This is a genomic window from Pleionea sp. CnH1-48 (assembly GCF_024124665.1).
In the GTDB taxonomy this organism is placed as follows: domain Bacteria; phylum Pseudomonadota; class Gammaproteobacteria; order Enterobacterales; family Kangiellaceae; genus JAMXSB01.
Genome location: NZ_JAMXSB010000003.1, coordinates 437,848 through 463,116 on the forward strand (window position 1 = coordinate 437,848; position 25,269 = coordinate 463,116).

General features: G+C 42.5%; 14 protein-coding genes. 2 read left to right on the plus strand and 12 right to left on the minus strand.

Annotation, left to right across the window (positions count from 1 at the left end; all coding sequences use genetic code 11):
• The first annotated feature begins 41 nt into the window (after positions 1-41).
• Positions 42-2,456, plus strand: a complete 2,415-nt coding sequence (locus NH399_RS07030) for a CHASE domain-containing protein (RefSeq protein ID WP_253037994.1) — start codon at positions 42-44, stop codon at positions 2,454-2,456.
• A 126-nt stretch (positions 2,457-2,582) separates the two neighbouring features.
• Here NH399_RS07030 and NH399_RS07035 read toward each other — a convergent pair whose 3' ends face one another.
• The 4 genes from NH399_RS07035 to NH399_RS07050 all read right to left on the minus strand — a co-directional run bounded on the left by NH399_RS07035 (position 2,583) and on the right by NH399_RS07050 (position 13,284).
• A complete protein-coding gene (locus tag NH399_RS07035) occupies positions 2,583-3,281 on the minus strand; it encodes a hypothetical protein (protein WP_253037995.1) in 699 nt (232 codons plus the stop codon).
• The gene (locus tag NH399_RS07040; protein WP_253037996.1) at positions 3,244-11,613 is read right to left on the minus strand and encodes an RHS repeat-associated core domain-containing protein; all 8,370 of its coding nucleotides are present in this window, start codon (positions 11,611-11,613) and stop codon (positions 3,244-3,246) included. The genes NH399_RS07035 and NH399_RS07040 overlap by 38 nt, the downstream gene beginning before the upstream one ends.
• A gap of 246 nt (positions 11,614-11,859) precedes the next feature.
• Positions 11,860-12,636, minus strand: coding sequence for a hypothetical protein (locus NH399_RS07045; protein WP_253037997.1), 777 nt, complete (start codon positions 12,634-12,636; stop codon positions 11,860-11,862).
• A 15-nt stretch (positions 12,637-12,651) separates the two neighbouring features.
• Positions 12,652-13,284 (minus strand): hypothetical protein, encoded by a 633-nt coding sequence (locus tag NH399_RS07050; protein ID WP_253037998.1) that lies wholly within the window; start codon positions 13,282-13,284, stop codon positions 12,652-12,654.
• 194 nt (positions 13,285-13,478) lie between these two features.
• Between NH399_RS07050 and NH399_RS07055 the strand changes: the two genes are divergently transcribed.
• Complete coding sequence (locus NH399_RS07055; protein ID WP_253037999.1) at positions 13,479-13,781, plus strand: MTH1187 family thiamine-binding protein; 303 nt, start codon at positions 13,479-13,481, stop codon at positions 13,779-13,781.
• Between the two features lie 43 nt (positions 13,782-13,824).
• Here the strand turns inward: NH399_RS07055 and tldD are convergent, their stop codons facing one another.
• The 8 genes from tldD to NH399_RS07095 form a co-directional block, all read right to left on the minus strand.
• Entirely contained in the window at positions 13,825-15,264 is a 1,440-nt protein-coding gene (tldD, locus tag NH399_RS07060; RefSeq protein WP_253038000.1) for a metalloprotease TldD, read from the minus strand.
• Between the two features lie 26 nt (positions 15,265-15,290).
• A complete protein-coding gene (locus NH399_RS07065) occupies positions 15,291-16,133 on the minus strand; it encodes a carbon-nitrogen hydrolase family protein (protein ID WP_253038001.1) in 843 nt (280 codons plus the stop codon).
• Position 16,134: 1 nt separating this feature from the next.
• A complete protein-coding gene (locus NH399_RS07070) occupies positions 16,135-20,178 on the minus strand; it encodes a YhdP family protein (protein ID WP_253038002.1) in 4,044 nt (1,347 codons plus the stop codon).
• A 27-nt stretch (positions 20,179-20,205) separates the two neighbouring features.
• Entirely contained in the window at positions 20,206-21,666 is a 1,461-nt protein-coding gene (gene rng / locus NH399_RS07075) for a ribonuclease G (protein WP_253038003.1), read from the minus strand.
• Positions 21,667-21,776: 110 nt separating this feature from the next.
• On the minus strand, positions 21,777-22,406 hold the full coding sequence (locus tag NH399_RS07080) for a nucleoside triphosphate pyrophosphatase (RefSeq protein ID WP_253038004.1): 630 nt from the start codon (positions 22,404-22,406) through the stop codon (positions 21,777-21,779).
• Entirely contained in the window at positions 22,406-22,894 is a 489-nt protein-coding gene (gene mreD, locus NH399_RS07085) for a rod shape-determining protein MreD (RefSeq protein WP_253038005.1), read from the minus strand. The genes NH399_RS07080 and mreD overlap by 1 nt, the downstream gene beginning before the upstream one ends.
• Positions 22,884-23,771: a rod shape-determining protein MreC gene (gene mreC, locus NH399_RS07090; protein WP_371876065.1), complete on the minus strand. Its 888-nt coding sequence runs from the start codon at positions 23,769-23,771 to the stop codon at positions 22,884-22,886. Before mreC ends, mreD begins: the two co-directional genes overlap by 11 nt.
• A 186-nt stretch (positions 23,772-23,957) precedes the next feature.
• The gene (locus NH399_RS07095; protein WP_253038007.1) at positions 23,958-25,001 is read right to left on the minus strand and encodes a rod shape-determining protein; all 1,044 of its coding nucleotides are present in this window, start codon (positions 24,999-25,001) and stop codon (positions 23,958-23,960) included.
• Positions 25,002-25,269 lie beyond the last annotated feature (268 nt).

A 25,269-nucleotide genomic window follows, 5' to 3' on the forward strand; every position in this document is an offset into this window, starting at 1 on the left:
CCACGAAAAGTTCGTAACCTATTGAGTTTATTAAATAAATTATGCAACCACCGGCTCATTCAAATGACTCCAAGGTAATAAAAGCTTTTACAATTCTCGGCGTAGCAGCGGCATACTACAGCCTCGCCTACTTAATACTGGAGTTGTCTCGAACAGGAGGTTATATCAGCCCAATCTGGCCATCTGCCGGATTAGGTTTGGCAGCGGTCATTTTGGCAGGTCGCTATGCGGCTTTGGGGGCGGCTTTAGGAGCTTTTTTAGTAAACTTCAGCCTGGGTGCAATTTCTCAATACCCTTTTATCACTTGTGTTTTTATTGGTATCGGTGCGGGCTCACAGGCGCTATTTGGCCTTGCCTTACTCAATCAATATACCAACTTCGATAAAACGCTTATCAACGAAAAAGCCGTCGTTCAATTTATTATCTATGCGGGCTTACTCTCAGCAACGGTGAGTGCATCAGTTAGTTCTATGTCACTGTATGCCAGTGGCAACATGCAACTGGATGAAATTCCCAGAAGTTGGATGATTTGGTGGCTAGGAGATTGCTTTGGCATCATTGTCGCCACGCCGATGATATTGAGTTTGTTCTTAAAAAACACTCCTCAATGGAAAGACCGCTCACTCATTGTTAATACAGCATTCATTGTACTGCTCTCTGCAACCTCTATCATATTTCTGCTGGCTCGATCTCAAGAAACAGCCCGCCTGAATTACCTGATCGATCAAACCTATTACTCCATCAAAAACTCTATCGACTATCATTTGAAAGCACATGTTAACTCGCTCTACGCATTAGCCCCCTTATTAAGCACTCATCAATCAACAGACATCGAAAACATAAGAGCTTTCACTCTCAATACCATGAGAAGAACACCAGGACTTACGGCTATATCTTGGAACGATGTCGTTACTCATAAAGATTTGGAGTCTTATCTAAAAGATAAGCCCAAGGGCTTCATGATCTATGAGACAGCACAAGATGGAAGCAAACAACAAGTTAGCTCTAGAGATAAATATATTGTTGTTTCTTTTACAGAGCCCTATGAGCTCAATAAAAGAGACATTGGCTTTGATATCTTAAGCGATAAAGTCCACAAGGAAGCAATTAAGAACACGATAAAAAGAGACACTGTAACGGCAAGCCAGAGAGTTCGACAGGTACAGGATAAAAAAGTTAGTTACGCGATAATACTATTTTTGCCACATCACACAGAAAATAAAATTGCAGGGTTTGTAACGGGAGTATTGAGACTCGATAAATGGATACAAGATTCTGTCAGTGACTTTGACACAGACAATATCAACTTGAAACTTCTGGACCGTACTTATGACAACGAAATCTTATACAACAACCATGCTATTAAAGAGAAAATTACTCAGCATGCAATAACAGACTCTACCCCGGATATGTGGTTGAGACAGGCTGTAATAGAGATAGGGGGACGGGTATTCGCTCTGCATGTGCAACCTTCAGAAGACTGGATCATTGAGCACAAAACACATCTAGCCTGGTTGCTATTGATTTTTTGTATGTCTTTGACGGTGATCATTGGTAGTCATATTTTAATTATCACAGGAAAACACCATACGATTAAGCAATTGTCAGAAACAAAGGAGAAAGCCAATCAAGCGCTAGAAAAAAGCAATAAAGAATTAGAGAGCACACTATCAGCTTTAAAAGTAGCCCAAACAAAACTCATCGAACAAGAAAAGTATGCCTCCTTAGGCCAATTAGTTTCTGGAGTAGCTCATGAAATTAACACACCGATAGGAAGCAGCGTCACTGCCTCTTCCTTGGCCTGTGATAAGTTAAAGGAGTTTGAGAGAAAAATGGAAGCAGGCGATCTGAAAAAGAAAGATTTAGTTTACTTTCTTGAAGACTTAAAAGATGCACTAGAAATCGTATTAAAATCCAACAGCCGATCCGCAGATATAGTAAGAAATTTTAAACAGATAACAGCCGACCAACAAAACGAAAAGCGCAGAGTGTTCAAACTTAAAGAACATATCGAGTGCATACTTTCATCTGTTGATGTAAAGCTTAAAAATGACAACCATAAAATCACTTTAAAAATGGACGAAATCGAACTGGACAGTTATCCAGGAGCCTTTACATCCATTTTCACTCACTTAACAATGAACTCACTGCTTCACGGATTCGAAAATAAAACAGGAGGTAATATTTATATCAGTGTCACCTTCGATGACAAGCTTTTACATGTCTATTACTCAGACGACGGTAACGGCATGATTGATGGAAGCACACAAAAACTCTTTGAACCCTTCTATACTACCAAGCGAGGCACTGGCGCCCCAGGGCTTGGCGGCACAACTATCTTTAATGCCGTCACCCACGTTCTTGGTGGCAACATCGTTTGCCGCAGCGAACAGAGTGAAGGCATTGAGTTTCACATGACGTTCCCGGTGCCTAGTGAGAGTATTATCATTGTTTGAGTAATTTGCATTTTTAAGAAACTAACCACTACTTTAAAAGTCAATACACTTAGTCAGAGAAAAAACTGCTGAAGAAGCTCTTCAGTCTACTTTAGGCAATATGCGCTACTCAAAATAGTAAAAGTTTTATTTTGCACGCAACCTTTTCAGTTCATAAAACAAATCACTTTTCAACTTATCTTCAAATTCATCAAGCTCAATGTTAGGTTCTCTTGGCATAAAGGCTTTCTTCAAATCGTTATTTTGGTAGTCAAACTTTGATACTAAATAGCCCCTTACATTGCCAAGTATCTTTGCACCAACCCCTTTGTCGTTTAGATCTGCGTTTACAAGACTAAAGTTATGTAGCTCTCCTTTATCTGATACTTGAAAGAAATTGCAAGTAGATGAAAGTTCACGTTCTTTGTATAAATCTTTCGCACTCCTATAATCAGGAGTAGCCAGCCCCAAGAGTAACTGCTCAGCTTCGGAATGCTCTAGATATCTAGTACTCACTCCTAGTCCTGATATATATGTAATTACTTTAGCCTCATCATTACCTATAACGAGCAAGAGATAAACTAGTCCTAAATCAGATACCTCTTTCATAGCAAAATAGCTAGATGACTTATTGCTCTCTTTTAGCTCACTTATAACTTTTTCGACTTCATGAAGCCTGCCATATAGAGCACTGATACATAATTGCTTTGTATAAGCGACATTAAAGAACTTTCTATACAACTCATCATCTGAACTTCTTAATAAAAAAACCATGAGTGCCGTTGTGAGTAGCACTGTAACAATTATTTTACTGTGTTCTTTCAATAACATCATTAAAGCTGTCAACTCTAGGCCCTCCTATGCTGTATTGTACTCGTACTATTTTAGAACGGTGCTCTCGTCGAATTTGATTAGTATATCTAGTAGCATGAACTTCCAGGCCATTCTCACCACGCACTGAATCACCGATAACCGGCGCATCGTTGAAATAGGAAGAAAATTGCCATGCATGATAAAGCTCATGAGCAAGAACATACTTTGGATTAAACGAAGTAGAAACCTTATTCCCAGCTCTATTTTCAAAAACAACAGGGGACTTTATTGAGTTAGGGTTAAAGGCAATAGTTGAACCTTCCCAGCTAAAATCAGTCCAATATCTTTGTGGAATAGCACTAGCTCCACTGCTCTCAAAAATATTGATTTTAGTTCCACTTTTAGCTAACTCAGTCAATAACTTGTTGCCATACTTTCTGGTTTTAATGCTATTGAGATAACTCTTGACTTTTTGGCTAAACCCTTTTGAACCACTAGTGTTGTACTTAAGTGACAAATCACTAGATAGTTTAATTTCTCCTTGAACAACTCCATACTTCTTAATGCTTGCATCATAGTGCTCAACAATATCTTGATCTGACTCAAAATGTCCTCCCACTGCACCTCTTGAATGACGGGAAAATAAATCTCTACTACTACTACTTAACCAAGATTGTATACCATCAGCGATAGATCCGCTAATCACACCATTAAACTTACTGATAGGATTATATAAACTCATAGCCCCCTGAGAAATCGCAGCTCGTGCACCGCCATATTTAAATGCAGTTACAATACCTTCTGCCATCTGAACGTAAGAATATATTTCATACAAGGTAAATAGCCACTGAACATACTGGTAGGCTCTATAAGCTTTTAATACAGCGACAACAACCGCCTGCCAAAAATATCCACTCGGATCCGTTGCATTGAGTGGATTATTTAACACATAAGAATAGCGGTTAAAGTTCTGCATATTTTCCGCAACTTGAATAAAAGGATCAGCAGAGAGGAAACGACCTAATCTGGGATCATAAACGCGCCCGTTCATGTGAATTAGACCAGCTTCGTCAATATGTTCATGTCCTGTGTAACCACGACGGAAATGCTCTCTGGCAAATTGACTGGCGGAATCCACATTAGCGAACCCAGCGACTATAAAGCCAGAGGTGTCACGGCGCTGCCCCCAAGGGTCATAGCTAAACTTCTGAACAATCTCACCATCCAAATTTGTGATTGCATCAATGGAGCCCAAGTGATCTTTATGCAAGAACTCCATGGTTCTCTCTTCATTGGCTGCCAAATAGGTCTCTAACACCATCCCATCCAGGTGTCTTAAGCTCTTAATAAAAACACCATTTTCCGAAATAAACTCAACATTTCCTACATAGAGAGTGTCTGTTGTTTTGCCATTTTTATCTATATCGCTGCGCTTAAAGCGTTTACCGGATGAATCATAGTGGTAATAAATAGCATGGTTTTTCGTGGTCTTTATATAAGTTGGCTTATCTAATGTGTTGTAGTGAATGGTCTCTCGTCCTCCACCACTAACCATATTGCCATTAGCATCGTAACAGAACGAATCATTACCCGCCTTTGTGACTGCATGAGGCCCTGCAACAATGGCTCCACACTGCTCACCGTAAGCATAAGTTCCAATACCTGTTTTAGTGCGAATGTTGCCAAGATGGTCATAAGAAACCGAACTATCCATAGTGTTCCCACTGACCGTTAACTTCCACGAAGTCACTCGATTAACATTATCATAATCAAAAGACTCTTCCATACCGGCTAATAAATCATGACGATACTCTAGATTTCCGACACTATCGAAGTCGTAATCCAACATTTGTACCGAGCCGCTGCCGCTTCCACTATCAGTATAAATAGATGTAAGAGTGGCATCGTAAGGATCGTACGCTTGAGCGGTTACCAGCCCATTACCATTTCGATAACGAGTTACTTTCTGATTCGCATCAGTACTAAGCAACTCCCAAATCTTAACAGATGACCTAACATCAGTTTTACTTACAAGTACGTTTTCATGATACTCAAAGCGAATACCTGACTTAGCAGAACCAGCATCATAGCTTTCTAATAACTTGAATTCGTTGTCATGAACATTGTCGATGTAATGAGCGAGGCCATTTGAGTAGGTCATCTTCTCACGGTAGACCTGTGACATAATATTGTAGAAAAACTCTTTCTTAATATTATTTTTCTTGTCATCAATTAATGATGCCAAACCTACCCCATTGTTTTTTGAGTCATAGGTCCAAACATTATGTTGATCAAGAGTTTCGTCTGCATAGGTAGCTTTGTGTTCAACTTTCCGTCCAATCCCATCATAACGAATATGAGTTTCCTGCCCTTTGTTATCTCTTTGCCAAGTCAGCTCTCCCAAAGCATTATAACGATAACTAATAGTTCCTTTATCAGGGTCTTGTAGTTGCACTTTGCGACCTAGATGATCACTCTTAATAATGGTTTGTATGTTGCCAGTTCCACCCGATATATCACTATGCTCTCGCAGCGCTAAGCGCAAACTTCCTAAAGCGTCATACTTGTAACTGATAGTATGACCGTTCGCATCAGTCACCAAAACGAGCTCACCGATAACATTCGTTTTCTTGGTTGTTGTTTTGAGCAAAGGATTTGTTATGGAACTAGAAAGGTCATCGTAACTACTTTTCCAGACAGAACCATCAGGCTTAACATTAGTCGTCACTCGACTATGTTTATCATATTGATAGAAACTGTATCCTTTAGGAACCGAGTTTACGTCAATATTTTCTGGCGCATCATTAAGCTCCCCAGAAAAGAAAGGGATCGATTCTAAAATCACTCGCCCCAGAAAATCATAACGCTTAGTTGAGTGGCTCCATTTAATCGTTGCTCCAGAGTCATTATCAGCTAATACTTGCTGAGAAACCTTCACTTCACGCCCTAGCTCGTCAAAATAAGCTATCGAATCTAATCCTCGAGATAAGTTAACTTCTTCCTTATAGTAAGCGCCATCAGGGCAGCCTGCAGCGCATAGAGTTTTAACAACGGTGCGATAACTCCCATCAGCAGCGTTTTCAAAATTCAACCTTCCTAATACGCTATAACCATAACGAGTTTTTTGACCATTGGGAGAGGTAATAGTTTTCTTTACCCCAAATACAGGGTCATAAGCAATGGATTCGGTAATACTCTTAGCCATTGATGGGTAATCTGGATAAGATGTTTTGCTGGTTGGGTAGCGGCCTTTAGTGTCATAAGCTTGCTGTGTAGCTCGCATAACACCATCACCAGAGATAATAGTCCAGGTGATATTTCCATAGCTATCTCGCTGCAACTCAGTCTTAAGTCCGTAAGATTGATTATCAGGATCATTAACTGAAGAGCCTGTATCACCTTCAGGATCTATTTGGCTCCACTTTAATAATCCAGAGTCAGAAAAATAGCCAAAAGTTGTGACCTTACTAATATCGTTTTCACCCGTTCGAGTATAGGTAGTTGTATTTCTAGTTTGGCGACCACCAAAATGAGAGTCATACAACCCATAAGTATTAGACTCAAGCGTTTTGTATATTGCATTACTTTGACTATGATCATTTATCTCTGTCGTCATAGAAAGCACATTACCAAAGTTGTCTATATCCGTAATTTCAACAGTTTTTTCAGACAAAATGGTTTTGCTAAAAGCATCTTTCTCATAGCTTGTGACTTTGGTTGTCTTAGCATAGGGTAACCCTAGAGGTGTTGTAGTATATTCTATTTCTGTTTTCTCTATATCTAATCCAGAGCAATAACCACCAGAAACCAGATCCAGAGCATTGCTATTAGGTGAGTTTTGTCGAATCACCGATTTAGAGACCATGCCGCGGTAAGGAAAGTCTTGACGATAAGTTACAAAAGAACAAGTACCGCTTAACACATCTTTTGCAGATACTTCTTTAAAACCTAATAATCCTCGACCAACCTGTGCTTTTAGCCCTGAATACCAGTAGTTAACCTGAGAATATGCATCTTCATATTTAGCACCATATTGTGTGACTTGATTAACTACGTAAATAGGCCCATAAACATCGGTAACCATGCTGCCATTGCCCCAGTTCATTTGAGGGGCATCAATATGCCTTTGATACAGTGAAGAGGTCTTATTTATTCGAGAGTATTTAACTTTTGTATGATGTTCAGCACCATTATCGATCAGCGTAATGAGGTCCCTCTTTTCACTTTGATTAAGGTGTTGATACATTCGACCATATAGATACAACACATCAATCATTCCATCGCCATTAACATCCGTTAACTCATGAACAGGAAAGTCAAGAGGCCAGCCAAAATCAACTTCTACGCCAGAAGCAAATCCTACACCATTGTAATAATGAACCGTTGCACTAGAACCATCCTTTCTCATAATCAAATCAGCATAACCATCTGAGTTATAATCGGCTAGAGAAAATCTTGCATTGCTGATGGTATCTCTATGAAATGGACTGTACTCACAATGGCGATATATCTCGTCCCTTATAGTTGAATCTACAAAGTTTAGGTTCCCTTTATTAAGTATCACAGAGCCATCTAATGTCGTGGTATACCACCAAAGGAACTCAGCATCGTCAGAGTTATCTTTCTCAATTAACGTATCGGCTCGAGTGTAGTAAATATCAAGTAATCCATCGCTGTTAATATCTGTTAGTAAAACAGATTGCCAAATTTCTGAATCACTCAAATAAATATGTTCTTTTTCATCACTGTCTTCATATTGGAAGAAACGCTTAGATTCCCACTCACCGAACTCTCTAACCTTACTTAAGGAACTACCATCCTTCTTGTACAAAACCCATTGACCATAGTGAATATAAAGACCGGCCAGCAACTTTTTATACCCTCTAGGCTCTGCAACTAAGTACTCAACAACACCATCTCCATCAAAATCAGCAGTTTTAACTAATGTGTCAATATTTGAATAAAAATAGCTTGTTGATAAACTCTCTAGTCCACTTAAGCCGGGAAAACTCAACACAACAGGATCATTGAAGAGAGTACTCTGATTTACGTCTCCACCACGATTGTATCGAATCAAAAACTGGCTTCCCTGAACATAAGAGAAGTCAGGGTATCCGTCAGCGTTATAATCAGCGACAAAGATGTTATTATTATCAACACTGATGCCTGTTGAGACAGGGTTGTCAAAGTCATAGAAACCAGTCGAACGGTTTCCGCCAATCTTTGCCATGTACAAGTGCCAAATGTTATTTTTCTTAAAAATAACATCATCACGTCCATCATGGTTGAAGTCCATAACTTCTGCACTGTATCGAAAAGCTTCGTCGGCATAGTTACTCTTCACCCTAACTTCCGTTACCGTGTCTCCACCTTCAATAATATGAATATCATCATGGCCAGAGTTTCTGTCATTACGAATTTTCCAGTAATCTAATACTCCATCACCATCCATATCCAATAGCAAATAACCTTTGGGTTTTCCATAACGAGTATTGTGATAAGCCGTTGTACCAGGATCAAACTTCACTTGCTCTCCCATAGTGAGGTTGCCCTGCTGCCAACTGAAAGTCGTTTCTGGTAGACAGTGATTGCTACGACATGCCGTTACACCTGCAAGCAAGCTACGTTTGGTGACAGTCGCCTGATCATATCTAAGAGTATAAGTACGCAACTCGTCACCCGCTGAACCATCTTCAGCGGTGTTAACATAAGATTTTATTTTAGCCAGTCTTAGTGTTGTATTAAGAGGAAAGCCTGTAACAAACTTATAGATATCATCGCTTCTCTCTTCGTATTCAAAACGAATGGCATTATAAGGTAGCACTCCAGCCGCCGAGTTACCCGTATATAAAACACGATCTAAGCGGAAAAATATGTTATTAGCTTCTTGAGTGTACTGATAGTCAATATAATTTCCAGAAGCATCTTGCTGCTTAGTTAATGGCCATGTAAAAACTTTACCATCTAACGCAACCGGAGCATCTTGGCTACCATATGTAGAAATCACTCCACTGGTACTTTTGACCGTAAAGTGAGTGATTTGTGAAGAATAGATACCGCTACCCGCATGAGCTGTAATTTTTATTGGAGACTTATCTTCTAACTCATAAACAGAGCCATCACTCCAATAGCTTCCAGATTTGGCAAATAATTTTCGTCCATCAAAACACAGCCTATCGTTGCTATCTAGTCTCAGTGTTCCAGCAGAGCCTTCTTGTTCTTTATTTTTCGGGCAACGAGAAATAGCCGATAGTCCATTGATATTCCATCCTACACCAACAATACCGTTAGACGACGAGCTGTCGTAATCCAAAGTTAACTGTGGAATAAGACCGCCGCTTCCTGGTGCCACCATGATTGGAATACTATAGTTTGCCGTACCTGAAGGGGTTGCCTTAAACTCTCCGGGCAAGCTACCGACTGCAGTTGTAGTTACACCGCCTCCAGTATCAGCCAAAGGATTTTCAATAGCCGCTGGAAGCTGTTCTGGTTCTTGTGCTAATTCATATAACTCAGCTCGAGCATAAACCACTCCTTTGTTATTAGAGCAGATAATCTGATTCTCTAATAAAGAACTGGCACCAGTTCCTACATAAGAATGCTGGCCAGATACGGCGATTTTGGTTCCACTTTTATCATAACAAGCCGCTGTTGCAGTCCCACTCCAAGAGAAAGTAGCCGACTCGCCTGGCCGTACTCGCACAGGCTCCCAGCTCGCGGTCACTTGCGGCTTAGTCGAGAATGTCTGACCACCGCCAACAACGACAACATCTCGAGAAATATCTGTTGTTTGTCCTAAATGGTCAACGGCTCGCACTTGAACTTTTTGGTTACCCAATGACAATGCGTGAAAATAGGCTGAATAAGGGGCCGTAGCGTCAATCTTTCTTTGACTGATATCATCATTCAACCAAAACTCCACATGCTTTATGCGAACATCATCAGTCGCACTAACACTCACATACACGAGCTCTCCATGCTTGATACTTTCATCTGGCTGTGGCTTTATAAATGATACTGACGGCGGCTGATTTTCGAGGACCGTAACATAAAAGCTAATCGTTGAAGGCAGCGAATAAGCTCTATTGTGGCTAGCTGTGATCGTAATAAAATAAGTCGCCCCGATATCTTGCGCAGAAGGAATTCCAGATAGTGTTCCTGTAGTCGGATTGAAAGACATCCACGATGGCTTTCCTGATACACTTAAAGTTGTAGGATAACCGTTATTGCTAATGCTAGGGGCAAAGTAATATTCCGCTCCACGGTGAGCTTTATTCGTAGGGTTTCCACTGATGGATGGTTGGCTAATAGTATTTTCTAACGAGCCTATCGTGCCTCCTCCGCCAGCAAAGGCAACATTATTTTGATAGATTGGATCACTCGCCGTTAGTAACAAGCCACCAGAAAATATTTCTAACGAGAAGCTCTCAACGGACCAATCAAGATTAAGATAGCCATTACGCAGCTCTTGAAGTAGATTTCCTTGATGATCCAGAATGTAAGAAGAGCTGCCCTTTGTTTTACTCTGTAGAACAATTTCACTCAAACCATCATTGTTCATATCTCCCAAAAGTACTTTATAATCTTCTGGATTAGCATCGAACTGGAACTCATGAAGAGAAATCTTGCCCTGACTGTCCCATGATATAATAGCATTATGCACAGTTGGAAAAATAGAAATAGGGGTAATGATGTCGCCATGGAGCAGAACAATGTCTCGATGACCTAGCAACAACAATTCATCGCCGGGATGAGAAGACAAATTCCCAGAGAAAGCAGCATAGCTCTGCAAACTCCAGTTAGATATCTCTGGTAATAGAGGGTTATTACCTACCCACGCACCGTGAAAGCCCGACGCGTATTGTTCGTTAGTATTTTGTGGCAACAAGCCTGCATTACCGTCTTTGTGAACAGGCTGTACAAAAAGATCATTGTCGCCATCACCATCGAAGTCTCCGATAACTTCTATATGAGTTGAGTCATCCCAGCTAAATGGTGGCAAATAAGCATCGTATTTGATATCAACAAAAGAGCCAGCCAGCGTTTGACCAACCACATTTTTTAGGTAAAAGAAATTGTTTCCGGCTTCAACACTAACCGTTTCGTTACCTGTATTAGCGCATCGAACAACTTGACCGTTATGGTACAAGCAAGGAGGGTTTCCTAGGGTTTTTAGCGGATCTCCGGAGCCAATCACATGAGAAGGCCCATACCAATTTACGGTAATATTACAGCTCGTAGCATTATTGCTCTGAGCAATTGAGCAATTAGTCGTATTAACATAAGGATCGGTAGCTTCTACATTTTGAATATAGAAAGCGGCCGCAAGCGCCCCAACGGATAACAATTTCCAGGTATTTTTCATAAAAAATTTCCAGATGAACCTAACTCAAACAATATACGTATATTTTTTGCACAGCAAACTTATTTAAAGAATATTTACTCTCTCGGTGAACTCCTTTTTGTTCAATAATCAAACAGCCTTAATATTCCGAGAGAGCATGATCACGCGCCGCAATAATAATGTAGTGTAGAGCAGACTTCAACCAGATTTAGCTTACTTGATATAGAGTTTCAACTTTATTATTCCAGGCAGAAACTTATGATATAGCTACCACTCACAACTTTCTTCTTCCAGTTCCTTCTCTATAGATAAAACCTCGTCGATAGACAGCTTTCTGACTTCATAAAATGGGTCAACTAATAGTTCATTTAAAGCGGCTAGCTCTCCAACATTCATACGTCGTGCAGTGAGCTTTTTTGACGCATCACAATAACTCAGTCCTTTGGTGTTAAGAATCAATTGTTTCAGTAAGATAGATGAGTTCGAGATATGTTGTATATCGCCTTCAATGACTAAAATATTATCCCAATCATTGTCTTCAATAAAGTATTGTAGATTCTTCATGACGCCATCAATCGATTCAGAGTAGCTTAGCCCAGTAAAGCACTCGTCATAATCCATCTGGTAACATTCTTCTTTAGCATTCCATAGTGCATAAAAGAAAGGGGTCTCTTTGAACTCAACCAGTCGATATGCTTCAATACCGGCACGCTTCACAAATTCATAAATATCATCGTCATCCATATTAGGAGGAAAATCTTCCAGCTGTCCATCGGATAAAATTGACTGCCCTGTCTTTTCAATCACAAAAAGGTCCAACTCCTGTAAGGATTTTTCATCCATGTCCCATAACTTTTCATGTTCACATAAATAGGCATTGCGAGCTTGTGCAACTTCTAACGCCCGATAGCGCTCTTGGGCTTCTTGCTCATCTTGGTAGATACTACGAATACGACTTCCACTCACATAATAGCACTCATCATTATAACCAAACTGACTTTCACGAATAACATAGGTTGCTTTTGCTTCGGTAACACCAGGCATTTCGATACTCCTTTTCTAAATAATAAATGACGTTGTTGCTGAGTTTTCAAAAGCTTTCATTTTTTCTGCACTGGGAGGATAGGCTAATGCATTATCCATCCAGGGCTCAAAATTCATTGAACCAAATACATCAAACGGGGAAAGTGAAAAATCCATGAGCATTGGCTTTAAAGAAAATAGTCTTCCAGCTATCGAATTGATAAACCAACTGTTATGAGTAATTAGTAATGACTTTAACTTCCCGGTAACCGCCAATGGAGATAGCAACAACTCACTAATCATAGGAAGACCGGATAAATGAGAATGAAACCACTCAACTTTCTTTTCCAAATCAACAACCATCTGCTCATCAATTGCCATCACAAAATCACCTAATGTTGGAATAAACTTATTAGCGTAATCCACTAACAAATGATCTCGCTCACATAAGTCCTTAACATCGACTTCCTTACCATCTGCGTTAACAATCTGATCACCAAACATGGGGACAACGACATGTTTTATTCCCCACAAGGTATGCAACACTCGATGTCGTCCGTCACTACAAAGCACCTTTGTGGAATCAATAAAATCATGGATAGCATAATAATCAGACTCTAGTCCGCCCCAGCGGCGAGCGGAAATTTTACAGTGCTTAATGGTGTTCATAACCTTTCCTGGATTGACATCTCACTAATGAGTAAAACTAATTATCCATGCAGGAACGACAAATAACGTCGCATAAATACCACCATCCAAAAATCAAAGAAAAACATAACCTTTTGATAAATAAGGAGCTTTTACTTAAAGATTAAATTACACTAAACTATTGAGTTAAGTTAGACCTTCAGGAAATAAGCAATATGAAAATCATTGTCGACTTTTGCCTTATCCCTATCGATGTAGGGCTATCGCTGTCACCTTATATCGCTGAGTGCGAAAAGATACTGACACAGGCGGGTCTGAAGATACAGTTGCACGCTTACGGGACAAATATTGAAGGAGAATGGGATCAAGTTTTTTCTGCGATAAAGCTATGTCACCAGAAAGTTCATGATATGGGCGCGCAAAGGATCACTACGACCATCAAGATGGGCAGCCGCACTGATAAAGAACAAACGATGGAAGATAAAGTCAACTCAGTGGTCAACAAGCTTGGGAGTTAGCCATAAAGGACGGCACGAAAAACATCCTCTATGGTCAGAGAGATTACTGAGTGCCGCCTACAGTCATTTCGTCAATCTTAAGAGTCGGCTGACCAACGCCGACAGGCACGCTTTGTCCTTCTTTGCCACAGACACCCACGCCTTGGTCTAGTGCCAGATCGTTACCCACCATTGACACTTTATTCATGACTTCGGGTCCGTTGCCGATCAGGGTTGCTCCTTTAACCGGTGCGGTGATTTTGCCGTCTTCAATCAGATAAGCTTCGCTTGTTGAGAAAACAAATTTACCAGAAGTAATATCTACCTGACCGCCACCAAAATTAGGCGCGTAAATGCCTTTCTTAACACTGCTAATAATATCTTGAGGATCGTCTTTGCCCGCAAGCATGTAGGTATTGGTCATGCGTGGCATCGGCAAGTGTGCATAAGATTCTCGACGTCCATTTCCGGTGGCTGCCACATTCATCAATCGAGCATTACGTTTATCTTGCATGTAGCCTTTTAGAATTCCATCTTCGATAAGCACATTTTTTTGAGTCGGCATGCCTTCATCGTCAATCGACAAGGAGCCTCTTAAACCCGCCAGAGTTCCATCATCCACAACGGTGACTAAAGGCGATGCAACTCGCTCGCCGATACGGCCAGAGAAAGTGGACGACCCTTTACGGTTAAAGTCTCCTTCTAATCCATGCCCAACAGCTTCATGCAATAACACACCAGGCCAGCCGGCGCCCAAAACGACGGGCATTTGCCCTGCCGGCGCATCAATTGCTTCTACGTTGACCAGAGCTTGTCGAACGGCTTCCTTGGCATATTCCGTCGCTTTGTTTTGTTGTACGAAAACATCGTAACCATAACGACCACCACCGCCGCTCGCACCTCGCTCCCGTCGTCCATTGTGTTCAACGATAACATTAACATTGAGTCTCACCAGTGGGCGAATATCAGCCGCCAGAGTGCCATCGCTTGAAGCCACAAGAATTCTTTCATAAACCCCACTGATAGAGGCCATCACCTCTTTGACTCGAGGATCTTCCGCTCGGGCAATGTGATCAATTTCTTTGAGCATATTGATCTTTTGTTCTTCGGATAGGGAATTCAACGGATCAATATCTTCGTACAAACGCGTGACAACAGGTTGATTCCAAGCCTTCATCTTTGCGACAGCGCCAGCTCGCGCAATACTACGAGCTGCATTTGCAGCCTGATGCAAAGCGGGAGAAATGATCTCTTCGGAATAGGCAAAACCCGTTTTTTCGCCAGTCATCGCTCGAACACCAACGCCTCGGTCAGCGTTGTAGCTGGCATCTTTAATAATTCCATCATCAAGAACCCACGACTCATGTCGCGTGCTCTGAAAATAAAGCTCACTGCTATCAATCTGGTGGCCCAAAACGCTTTCCATCACTTTAGCCAGATCAGTAACATCCAACCCAGCAGGTGCCAGAAAATAATTTTTTACTTGTTCTAATTGTGAAGTCATAGCTTACCTGATGAAAAATTCAGTTATCAATTTTGCTTCAATTGACGATGAGTCAACACAGGCATTTGGCTGCGAACTTCTGTCAATCGATGAATATCCAGCTCACATATCAGCAAGCCAGATTCTTGTTCTAGTTCTGCGACAGTATCACCCCAAGGATCGATGATCATAGAGTGTCCCCAGGTTTCACGACCATTTTGATGACGCCCACTTTGAGCCGCAGCGAGTATAAAACATTGGTTCTCTATGGCTCTGGCACGCAGTAACACTTCCCAATGGGCTCTACCTGTAGTCACGGTAAAAGCCGCAGGCAACACTACAAAAGCCACTTCTTCTTCGGCATAAACCCGAAACAGCTCTGGAAAACGAATATCATAACAGATAGCCAGGCCAACCTTCCCCCAAGGAGTGTCGCAACTCACTGGTTGGTCGCCGGGCAAAGTATTCGCCGACTCTCGATAAGTTCGATGCCCGTCATCAACGTCAACATCAAACAAATGAATCTTATCGTAATGAGCGCACTGCAGCCCTTTGTTATTATAGACTGACAAACGACTGAACGGGCGCTCGACATCCCCTGATGCGATAGGCATACTTCCGGCGAAGATCCAGAGCTTGTATTGACAGGCTAATTGCTCTAGTCGATGCTGTATCGGTCCACTACCAGCCTTCTCCACAATACTCATTTTATCCTGCTCGCGCTTAGCAAATAATGGAAAGTACTCTGGCAATACGAGCCACTCAGCACCTTTATGCCAAGCTTCTTTTGCCAGCTGCTCGACAAAAGCAAGATTGTCACTAACATCCGTGCTGGAGCACATCTGAACAACAGCGACTTTAAGTGATTGAGTGCCCGTTTCGATAGTCAATTCACCCACTCCCCAAGTTCACAGAAAGCAGATAACGAGATTCCGGTTGATCGGTATCTTCTGCCTCTTCAGGCGAGTCTTTATCATTCGATTGAGGCTTAACTTCTTCTGAGCTTTGCTCACTTTTCGGGTTGTTTTCTTGCCCGTTTTGTTGTTCTTCATTTGAACTGGGTAAGTTCTGTTCCAATTCTTCTTTAGGTACCTTCACTTCGCGAGTTGTTTTCTTTAACTCAACCACATCAGGATTATCCCAGGGCCCTGAAACTTTGTACTCAATGCGAGTAATGACTTCTACCGCAGGCTCAAAAACTTTACTTAATAAATAAACCAGAATACCTGTAGCGGGTTCAACCGCCCACCCGGCAAGTACCGGCAAACTTGAAGTCACCTTTGGTAATACATAAACACGCTGATCGAATGTCTGCTCCGCAAGATCAACACTGCCTTCTACATCAACAGCTGCCGCGTTACCATCGATTCCAAGGTTGTTAGTAAAAACGCGACCGTTCTTCATCGAAAAGTCACCTCGGATCTTGTCGTAGAAAAAACCTTCTTTATAAATATCTTTAAAATCTAACGTTAAACGGCGACGAATGGACTGTAAGCTAAACAAAGAAACTATCCGAGCTTTTGCATCCGAAATTTCTTCAATGTAACCAGCGCCTAATTCTAATGACAAACCACCATCAACTTTACTGATGTCGAAGTCAAAGGGCGACCCCGGCCAATTCAAAGCAACAACCCCGGTTCCCTCGCTTTCCTGTATTCCGACTTTAACTCCCCAAAGGCGCATCAATCCACCCATATCATCAGAGCTAAGCCGCGCTTCCATGTGAGTATTTTGCTCTTCTCCATTGGCAAACCAACGAATGTTAACAGGCGCGTTAATCAACTGCTTTTGAGTCACTTGCCCATCAAACTCCAGCTGGTGCGTAGCAGGTCTTAAAACACCTTTTATTTGTCCAAGTGAAATTCCAAGAATATTGCAGTCATCACAAACAACTCGTATTTGAGGCCAGCCACTGAACCCTTGAGGGATTTTTTTGTAAGGATTCGGTTCGATGTTTATCTCTTCAGACTCATTCTCTGCCAATAAACTTTGAGGCAAATTTAACTGATAAAAGTGCATTTCCATATTGCCATCATCGAGCCACCGAATAACTCCATTTCCCTCATTGGCGAGAAAACTAATATCAAAGCCACCAAGTTCTCGCGGAGACATCTTAGCCTTAACTTCAGACAGGTAGATGCCTTCCATAGTTAGCTTTTCGACATTAATATAGAAAACAGAGGGTAAACCTTTACCCTCGCCCTTATCCCAGTCGGTTTCTTGAAAAACATCACTTAACGCTTCAATCCACTCAATCAATGACAGTTCTTCGTAGTTAATATGAAAACCCAGTTCAGGTTGTTCGGTAGGCTCTGGTGATATAGCTTCGCCAAACAACAAGTAGCTGCTGGTCATGGTGCGTTCGTCACTTTCCAGGCGATAAACCAACTCTGAAGACAGTTGTTCTCCAACATTAATCTTCATGACTTCTTTCTGATCGGTTTGCGATAACTCAAATAGCAAGGGCCATGACTCTTCTGACAGCTTAGTCAGAGGCTCCGGCAACTTAACAGCAATATCCGTTAGCTCACTTTTAATATTAAACGTAAGTTTTTCTTTGCCACAGTTATCAATACATATAAGTCCAGATCCAACGTAATCCGTTACACCCGAAACAGGAAACTTCATATCATCGGCCAACCATTGATTGACCTTTACGACATCGAGATTGCCGGACATTCCCAGTTTAATATGCTTTTTCTCATCGCGCTCGATGGTGGAAAGATCAATCGTAGAATTTCCTCCCATCACGGCAAGCTTTACTTTTTTTGCCGACACACCACTCTCAGTAAACTTAACCACACCATTGACTTTTTCCGCCTCTAACTCCAGAGCTGGCAAAGTGATTCGGGAATCCTCTAGCGCAACTTTTCCATCGATAGTTAAGTTTTCTGAGTGCTCCAGAGGAACGTCGAGTTTGATAGCCACATCTAAACCATTTTCTACCTGCAAGTCATGTAGCAGAGTGCCCAGATTATTTTTTAACGGCGATTCATCGACAAATCGGCGACCACTCATGCCATCTAGCTCTGCCGCGATATCCAGCGACAGTAAAGTTTCTTTTGCAGAAAAGTCATCAATACGAGCAATAGCTTTGTTAACATCAACTCCCCAGAGCTTACCTTCAAGTGCAGTAATGCGCATGGCGTTTTGATTGAAATATAACTCTGCCGATAATCGCTCCAATTTCGGCCATTCAGGAAGGTATTCGTAGTTTAAGTTGGGGGCATAACCCAAGATATCAAAGGTAACATCGGGCTGTTCTAACATCGCGCTAACAAGCCGCCCCTGAAAATTAAACTGAGCAAAATCCAGACGGCCACCAATAACCGAGGTGTCAAGATACTCAACCAGCTCATCTCCCATCTCTGTGACTGGGAAGTACAACGACTTATTTTTTAAGTCAACATCACTAAGCTCTGCATATAAGCTAATTTCAGCATCCGCATTCACAGGAAAGTATAAATTGCCCATCGCCTCTAACGATAAGTCTGGCGTTAACAAAGAAAGTCGCTCAATCAATAACTGCGAACTTTCTTCTAACAAATAGTACTCTCCTTCAATCACCAGTTTTTTTAGCGGAATGTCGTAGCGAAACATAGGACGATAGCTGACGATACCTTGCTCGCTTACAATTTTGTAATGCACGGTATCATCGCGAAACTCTACGGTGGTAGAAATCGATGGCAAAGAGGGTGTGGATTCTGTGGCCTCAACTTTCAGCTCGTCGATATGAACGATTCCATTGGTCAGGTTCCAGCCGGACTCTTCACGCACAAACTCAAGCACCACTTTACCAATATCGATCTGAGGGTTGGCTCGTAAAAACCATTGGCGCAATTCTTTTTCACGCAACAACAGAGCCCACAAACCATTAAGTCGGCCAGGGGATATATCGCCATATTTGACTAACATTGATTCACGTTCAAAATGATTAAAGCCAAGTTCCAGTCCACTCAGGTCTGTTTCTCGTCCATCACTTTCTGTCACTTTGAGTTGGCTTAAACGAACATTTTCATGAAACTCATCTTCTTTATCCCAAACCAATTCCATGGCTAACGATGGATAGTCGTATTTTTTATCATCTAATACATACTGAAAATCGGCCAACTCTCCACCCATCCAGGCATTTGACCAACCACGAGAGTAAGTCCAATCGGCCCATAGTTCAGCACTCAACTTACCTTCTTTGATATCTTCGCCCGTCAAAAGACTAATAAAGGGCAACTGTGGAATCGATATGGCTTCACTTTTGATGTAAAAACGAGCGGCCGATTCGGGATGTCTAGGATCGCCGTTAATCTCTGCAATGAGCGTTAATGCACCTTCTCCATCTAAAAGCAGCTCACCTTCTACCTGATGCAACTTGTCGTAGTTAGCAATACTAAGATGATCCAGCTTTAGTATTTGCGGAGAGGTGCCAGGTTGATAGAACTCAACTTGCAAGTCATGGATCTGAACATCATTTTGACCTAGCAAAACATCCACGAAAAAGTCATTACTGTCGTAGCTTTCGGCTTCTTGCTCTGTCCCCAACAAAGCCAGAGACACATCATCAATATTTAATTTAATCGAACTGTTATTTAATGAAAACTGGCTGGTCACCAATGTCTGACTAAGCACCGAACGCCAGAAATCAAAACGCACCAATACAGACTCAACAGTCAGAGGTTGTTGACCATTGGAAGTTTCAACAGAGATTCCTTCTACCCGAATCTCTGGACCTTCGCCTTTCCAGTAGCTGGCAATAGACTCCATCTTAACGTTCACGCCCAATTTTTGGGTTAGAAACGCTTCGATATCGTGATGAAAATAATGAGTAAAAGGCAATGCTGCTCGTGCAATACTAAACAGAACAGCTAACGTAATAACCAAAGATGCAAAGGCCAACCATAATCGATTGATCCATTTAGTCATAAGCAACTGAACAGGCATTACAACCTCAAAGACCTAAGCATCTTATTACAGGAGCACAACATCAAACTGTTCCTGTGTATAGAGAGTTTCCACCTGGAAACGAATAGGAATATTAATAAATGATTCAAGCTCTGCAACGCTGCTGGCTTCATCATCTAGCAGACAATCAACCACCTCTTGCGAAGCAAGAACCAGCAGTTTGGGCGCTTCATAAGCACGGGCAGCACGGGCTATCTCTCTGAAGATATCGTAACAAACCGTTTGAGCGGTTTTTATCGAACCACGTCCGCTACATGTAGGGCAAGGCTCACACAATACATGCTCTAAGCTTTCACGTGTGCGCTTACGTGTCATCTGCACTAATCCCAATGCAGACACTTCAGAAATATGAGTTTTTGCGTGATCATGCTCAAGGGACTTCTCGAGCGTACGCAACACTTGGCGTTTGTGCTCTTCATCTTTCATGTCGATAAAGTCGACAATGATGATCCCGCCCAGATTTCGTAGTCGTAATTGTCGAGCTAACGCAGAAGCGGCTTCTAAATTGGTTCGAAAAATAGTTTCTTCAAGATTGCGATGACCGACAAATGCGCCGGTATTAACATCAACGGTTGTCATGGCTTCTGTTTGATCAATGATCAAATAGCCACCTGACTTCAGCGGCACCTGACGATGCAGAGCTTTTTGAATTTCATCTTCAATGTTATACACATCAAATAAAGGACGCCCACGCTGATAATGCTCCAGACGACCTTTTAAGCTAGGTGCAAACTCAGCAACAAACTGGCTAATACGCTGAAAGCTTTCTTGCGAGTCTACGCGAATTTTCTCGACATCAGCGACCACCAGATCACGCATCATGCGTAGCTCAAGACTCAGATCTTCATGCACCAGCGAGGGACACTTGGCTTTTTTGAGCTTATCTTCTATTCGTTGCCACAATTTCTGCAAAAAATCAGCGTCATGCTGAAGCTCTGCTTCACCCGCTCCTTCGGCGGCAGTCCGAATGATATAGCCTTTATTGTCTTGTTCTTCATCATTCAATATGTCACGTAAACGATTACGCTCTTCTTCGTTTTCGATGCGCTGTGACACACCAACATGGGGATTGCGAGGCATAAGGACCAAGTAGCGACTGGGAACCGTAATATGAGTTGTAAGACGAGCGCCTTTAGTGCCTAGCTCATCTTTAATGACTTGAACAATAATCTTTTGCCCTTCGTGCAACAAACGCGTGATATCTGGCTGTGGCACATCGTCTTTGTCGCCATTATCGTGTTGCGGCAAAATTTCAGAAACATGAAGGAAAGCACTGCGCTCTAGACCAATATCAACAAAAGCTGCCTGCATTCCTGGCAATACTCGCTTTACCTTGCCTTTATATATGTTACCAACCAAACCTCGGTTTTTACTTCGTTCGATCAACAGCTCTTGCAACATGCCATTTTCGACAACACCAATACGTGTTTCTTGTGGCGTCACATTGATCAATATTTCTTCGCTCATAGCGTCTACTCAACAATAAAAACGGTTGTAACAATGCAACTAATAAAGGCTTATACCTTTTGTCTTTCAAAATGCGACAATGTTAGCCGCACTTCAAAATACTCGATGATCTAGTCAGCCTTCGATGGCCAACACTTAACACCAGCAGCCACTAGCAATTGCGTCGTCTCTAGCAAAGGCAGTCCCATAATTGCTGAGAAACTTCCCTCAATGTTTTCGATAAAACTTGCGGCCATTCCCTGAACAGCATAACAGCCAGCTTTATCATGACCTTCTCCGGTTTGCCAATAACGCTCAATGAGCTCATCGGTCAATTCACTGAAGGTCACTTGATTCTTACTGAGTCTGTAATAGCACTCTTGTTGCCATACTAACGCCACCCCAGACAAAACCCAATGCGTTCGACCAGACAGGGCTTTTAGCATCGCCACACCATCGGCCTTATCAACAGGCTTGCCAAGTATAGAATGGCCGTTAATCACCGCCGTATCAGAAGCTAAAACCGGAACACTCTGATGATAGTCAGGGGCTTGCCAAATGGCCGTCGCTTTGGCTTTTGTAATTCGCTCAACATAATCGGTTGGGGCTTCGTTTGCCAACTGACGCTCATCAATATCAGCAGGCATCACATCGAAAGCCGCCCCTATCTGAGACAATAGCTCACGTCTACGAGGAGATTGAGAGGCCAAACACACCTTCTCGAACTGATAATGACTCTCTGAGCATAACGGATGTTTCATTAATTGATCCTGAACTGGCGTCGCAAATCGCGCAACAATATAAAAACCCAGGGCCACAAAATAGCATTCGACATCAATGGCAACCAATAGCTCATGGTGCGCTCAATCGGCTGTGTCAGATTTTTAAGCCAAAGAGTCAACAACATTTGGACCCCTATCAGTAAAGCAACCACTAAAGCCTGCTTCACTCGAGGAAATAGTCGAATACGTTGGTACAGTAATAACGAAAAATACGCCATGATAGAAAAGCTCAATGCATGCAAGCCGAGAACTGAGCCTTCCAGTGCATCAATAAACAGCCCAATCAACCAGGCCGTAAGAATGCCCACTCGATGGGGTATCGCAACAATCCAGTAGATAAGCGCCATGGCGACCCAGTCGGGCCAAAACAGCTCCAGCGCTTTGGGTAGCGGCAACAGGTTTAATATCATGGCAACAGCAAATGACATCCACACCATGTAGTAATTATTGCGAGCATCAGGATTCATGGGTGGCCTCCGTTGTTACTGGCTCTGGCTCATCGACGACATTCAAAACATCGCTGCTTTCATCTGGCCAGATTAACAATACCTGCCCTGTTCGAGCTAAATGAGCCACTGTAGTTGCCTCAACAACCGCATAAGAACGATTAGAGTCGGTCACTAACTTGGTCACACTGGCCACGGGGTAGCCATCAGGGAATCGCTCGCCAATTCCGGAACTCAACAATAGGTCACCTTCTTTAATGTCTGCGGTACTGCGCACATACTGCAAACTTAAATGGTTCAACTGCCCGCCCCCCAAAGCCACAGCACGTTCACCACTGCGCTCCACTCGCACAGGGATCGCATGACGAGAATCGGTAATTAACAAGATTCGACTGTGCAGACTCGACACACTGATCACCTGGCCAATGACGCCATAAGCATCAAGCACCGCCTGTCCAACAAAAACGCCTTGCACTGAGCCCTTGTTTATCACAATTTCGTGAGCGCCTGGCTCAGTAGCCACGTTGATGATATCGGCAACCAGACGTCGTCCATCAAGCTTCTGTTGGGTGCCTAACAAGTTGCGTAATTGAGCATTCTCGGCTTTGAGCGCAACCAGCTTTTGCAACTGTGTACGTAATATAAAAATCTCATCTTTAAGTTGCTGATTACTCTTAGACAACTGATCGCGAGTCATAATGCGCTCTCCCCCCCAAAAGAAGAACTCACTGGGCAGATCAGCAACGTATATCAAAGGCGTAAGAAAGGTAGAAAGCGTATGACGAAAAGTTTCTAAATGACGATCACGATGATCGAAGAACATAAGCACAGCAGAACACACCACTGCAACGAACAGTCGCACCAGATAAGATGAATCTTCTGCAAATATCTGTTTAATGGGACACTCTCCAAACCTAGTACGACAGCGCTCTCTCTACACCTTGGCGAGCTTTTTATTTGCAGCATCGCTTAAGGCGTTAGCAGGACTATGATGGATTTTCCTGCAAACCTTAATAAACAAGTGAGACTTAGCTTGCAGTATGCATGCTAAGTCTTTGATTATAGATAGGTTAGATTAATTTGACTAGTCGTGTGAGAAGAGATCACCACCATGAGTTTCGATGGTTTCGAGTACTTTTCCACCACCACGGGCAACACAGGTTAAAGGATCTTCGGCAACGATAACGGGCAAACCCGTCTCTTCCATAAACAAGCGGTCGATATCGCGAATAAGAGCACCACCACCGGTCAGTACTAAACCTCTCTCAGAGATATCAGCAGCTAACTCTGGAGGCGACTGTTCAAGTACCGAGCGTACCGCTCGAATAATGCCAGAAAGCGGATCAGTCAGCGCTTCGAGCACTTCATTACTGTTAATCGTAAAGCTTCTTGGAACCCCTTCTGCCAGGTTACGACCACGTACATCGATCTCCATGATGTCGGTGCTTGGATAAGCAGTACCAATCTCATGTTTGATTCGCTCAGCCGTGCTTTCTCCGATGATGGTGCCGTAATTACGGCGCACATACTCGATAACGGACTCATCAAAGCGATCACCACCAATTCGAACAGACTCAGACTGCACCACACCATTCAGTGACAAAATAGCAATCTCGGTCGTACCACCGCCGATATCTACAACCATAGAGCCGCGGGCTTCACCTACAGGCATACCAGCCCCTACTGCGGCCGCCATGGGCTCTTCAATCAAATAAACTTCTCGTGCACCTGCACCATAGGCAGATTCTCTGATCGCACGGCGCTCAACCTGCGTAGAACCACAAGGAACACAAACCAGTACGCGAGGACTCGGTCGCATCATAAAGCTGCTGTCATGAACTTTACGGATAAACTCTTGCAGCATTTTTTCGGTAACTTCAAAGTCGGCGATAACACCATCCTTCATTGGACGGATGGCTTCGATGTTTCCTGGCGTACGACCCAGCATCATTTTTGCTTCATGGCCTACCGCAGAAATGGTTTTGTTACCGTTGCGCTCGCGTCGAATGGCGACAACAGATGGTTCGTCAAGCACGATACCTTTTTCACGAACATAAATCAGAGTATTAGCGGTGCCCAGATCGATGGATAAATCAGTAGAAAATAACCCGCGGATTTTATTTAGCATCTTAGTTGTAATTCCAAGCTATTAATTCAGTTATTGCTGTCAAAGAGTACTCGTTGGTCGTTTGATATGACACTAAAAACAGCGAAAGTGTTCCTTTCTTACCAATAAATACTATGCAGTTCAGGGCAAGTAAGGATTGAATTCGGTTAGCGCGCTAATTTAGCAAGGCCCCCGCACCTCTGCAAGCCTTGCATGCAGATATCCTGCGGAAATGGAGCGGATTTCAAATCTAATGTAATGAACAGAGACAACCAAATCAGACGCAGCT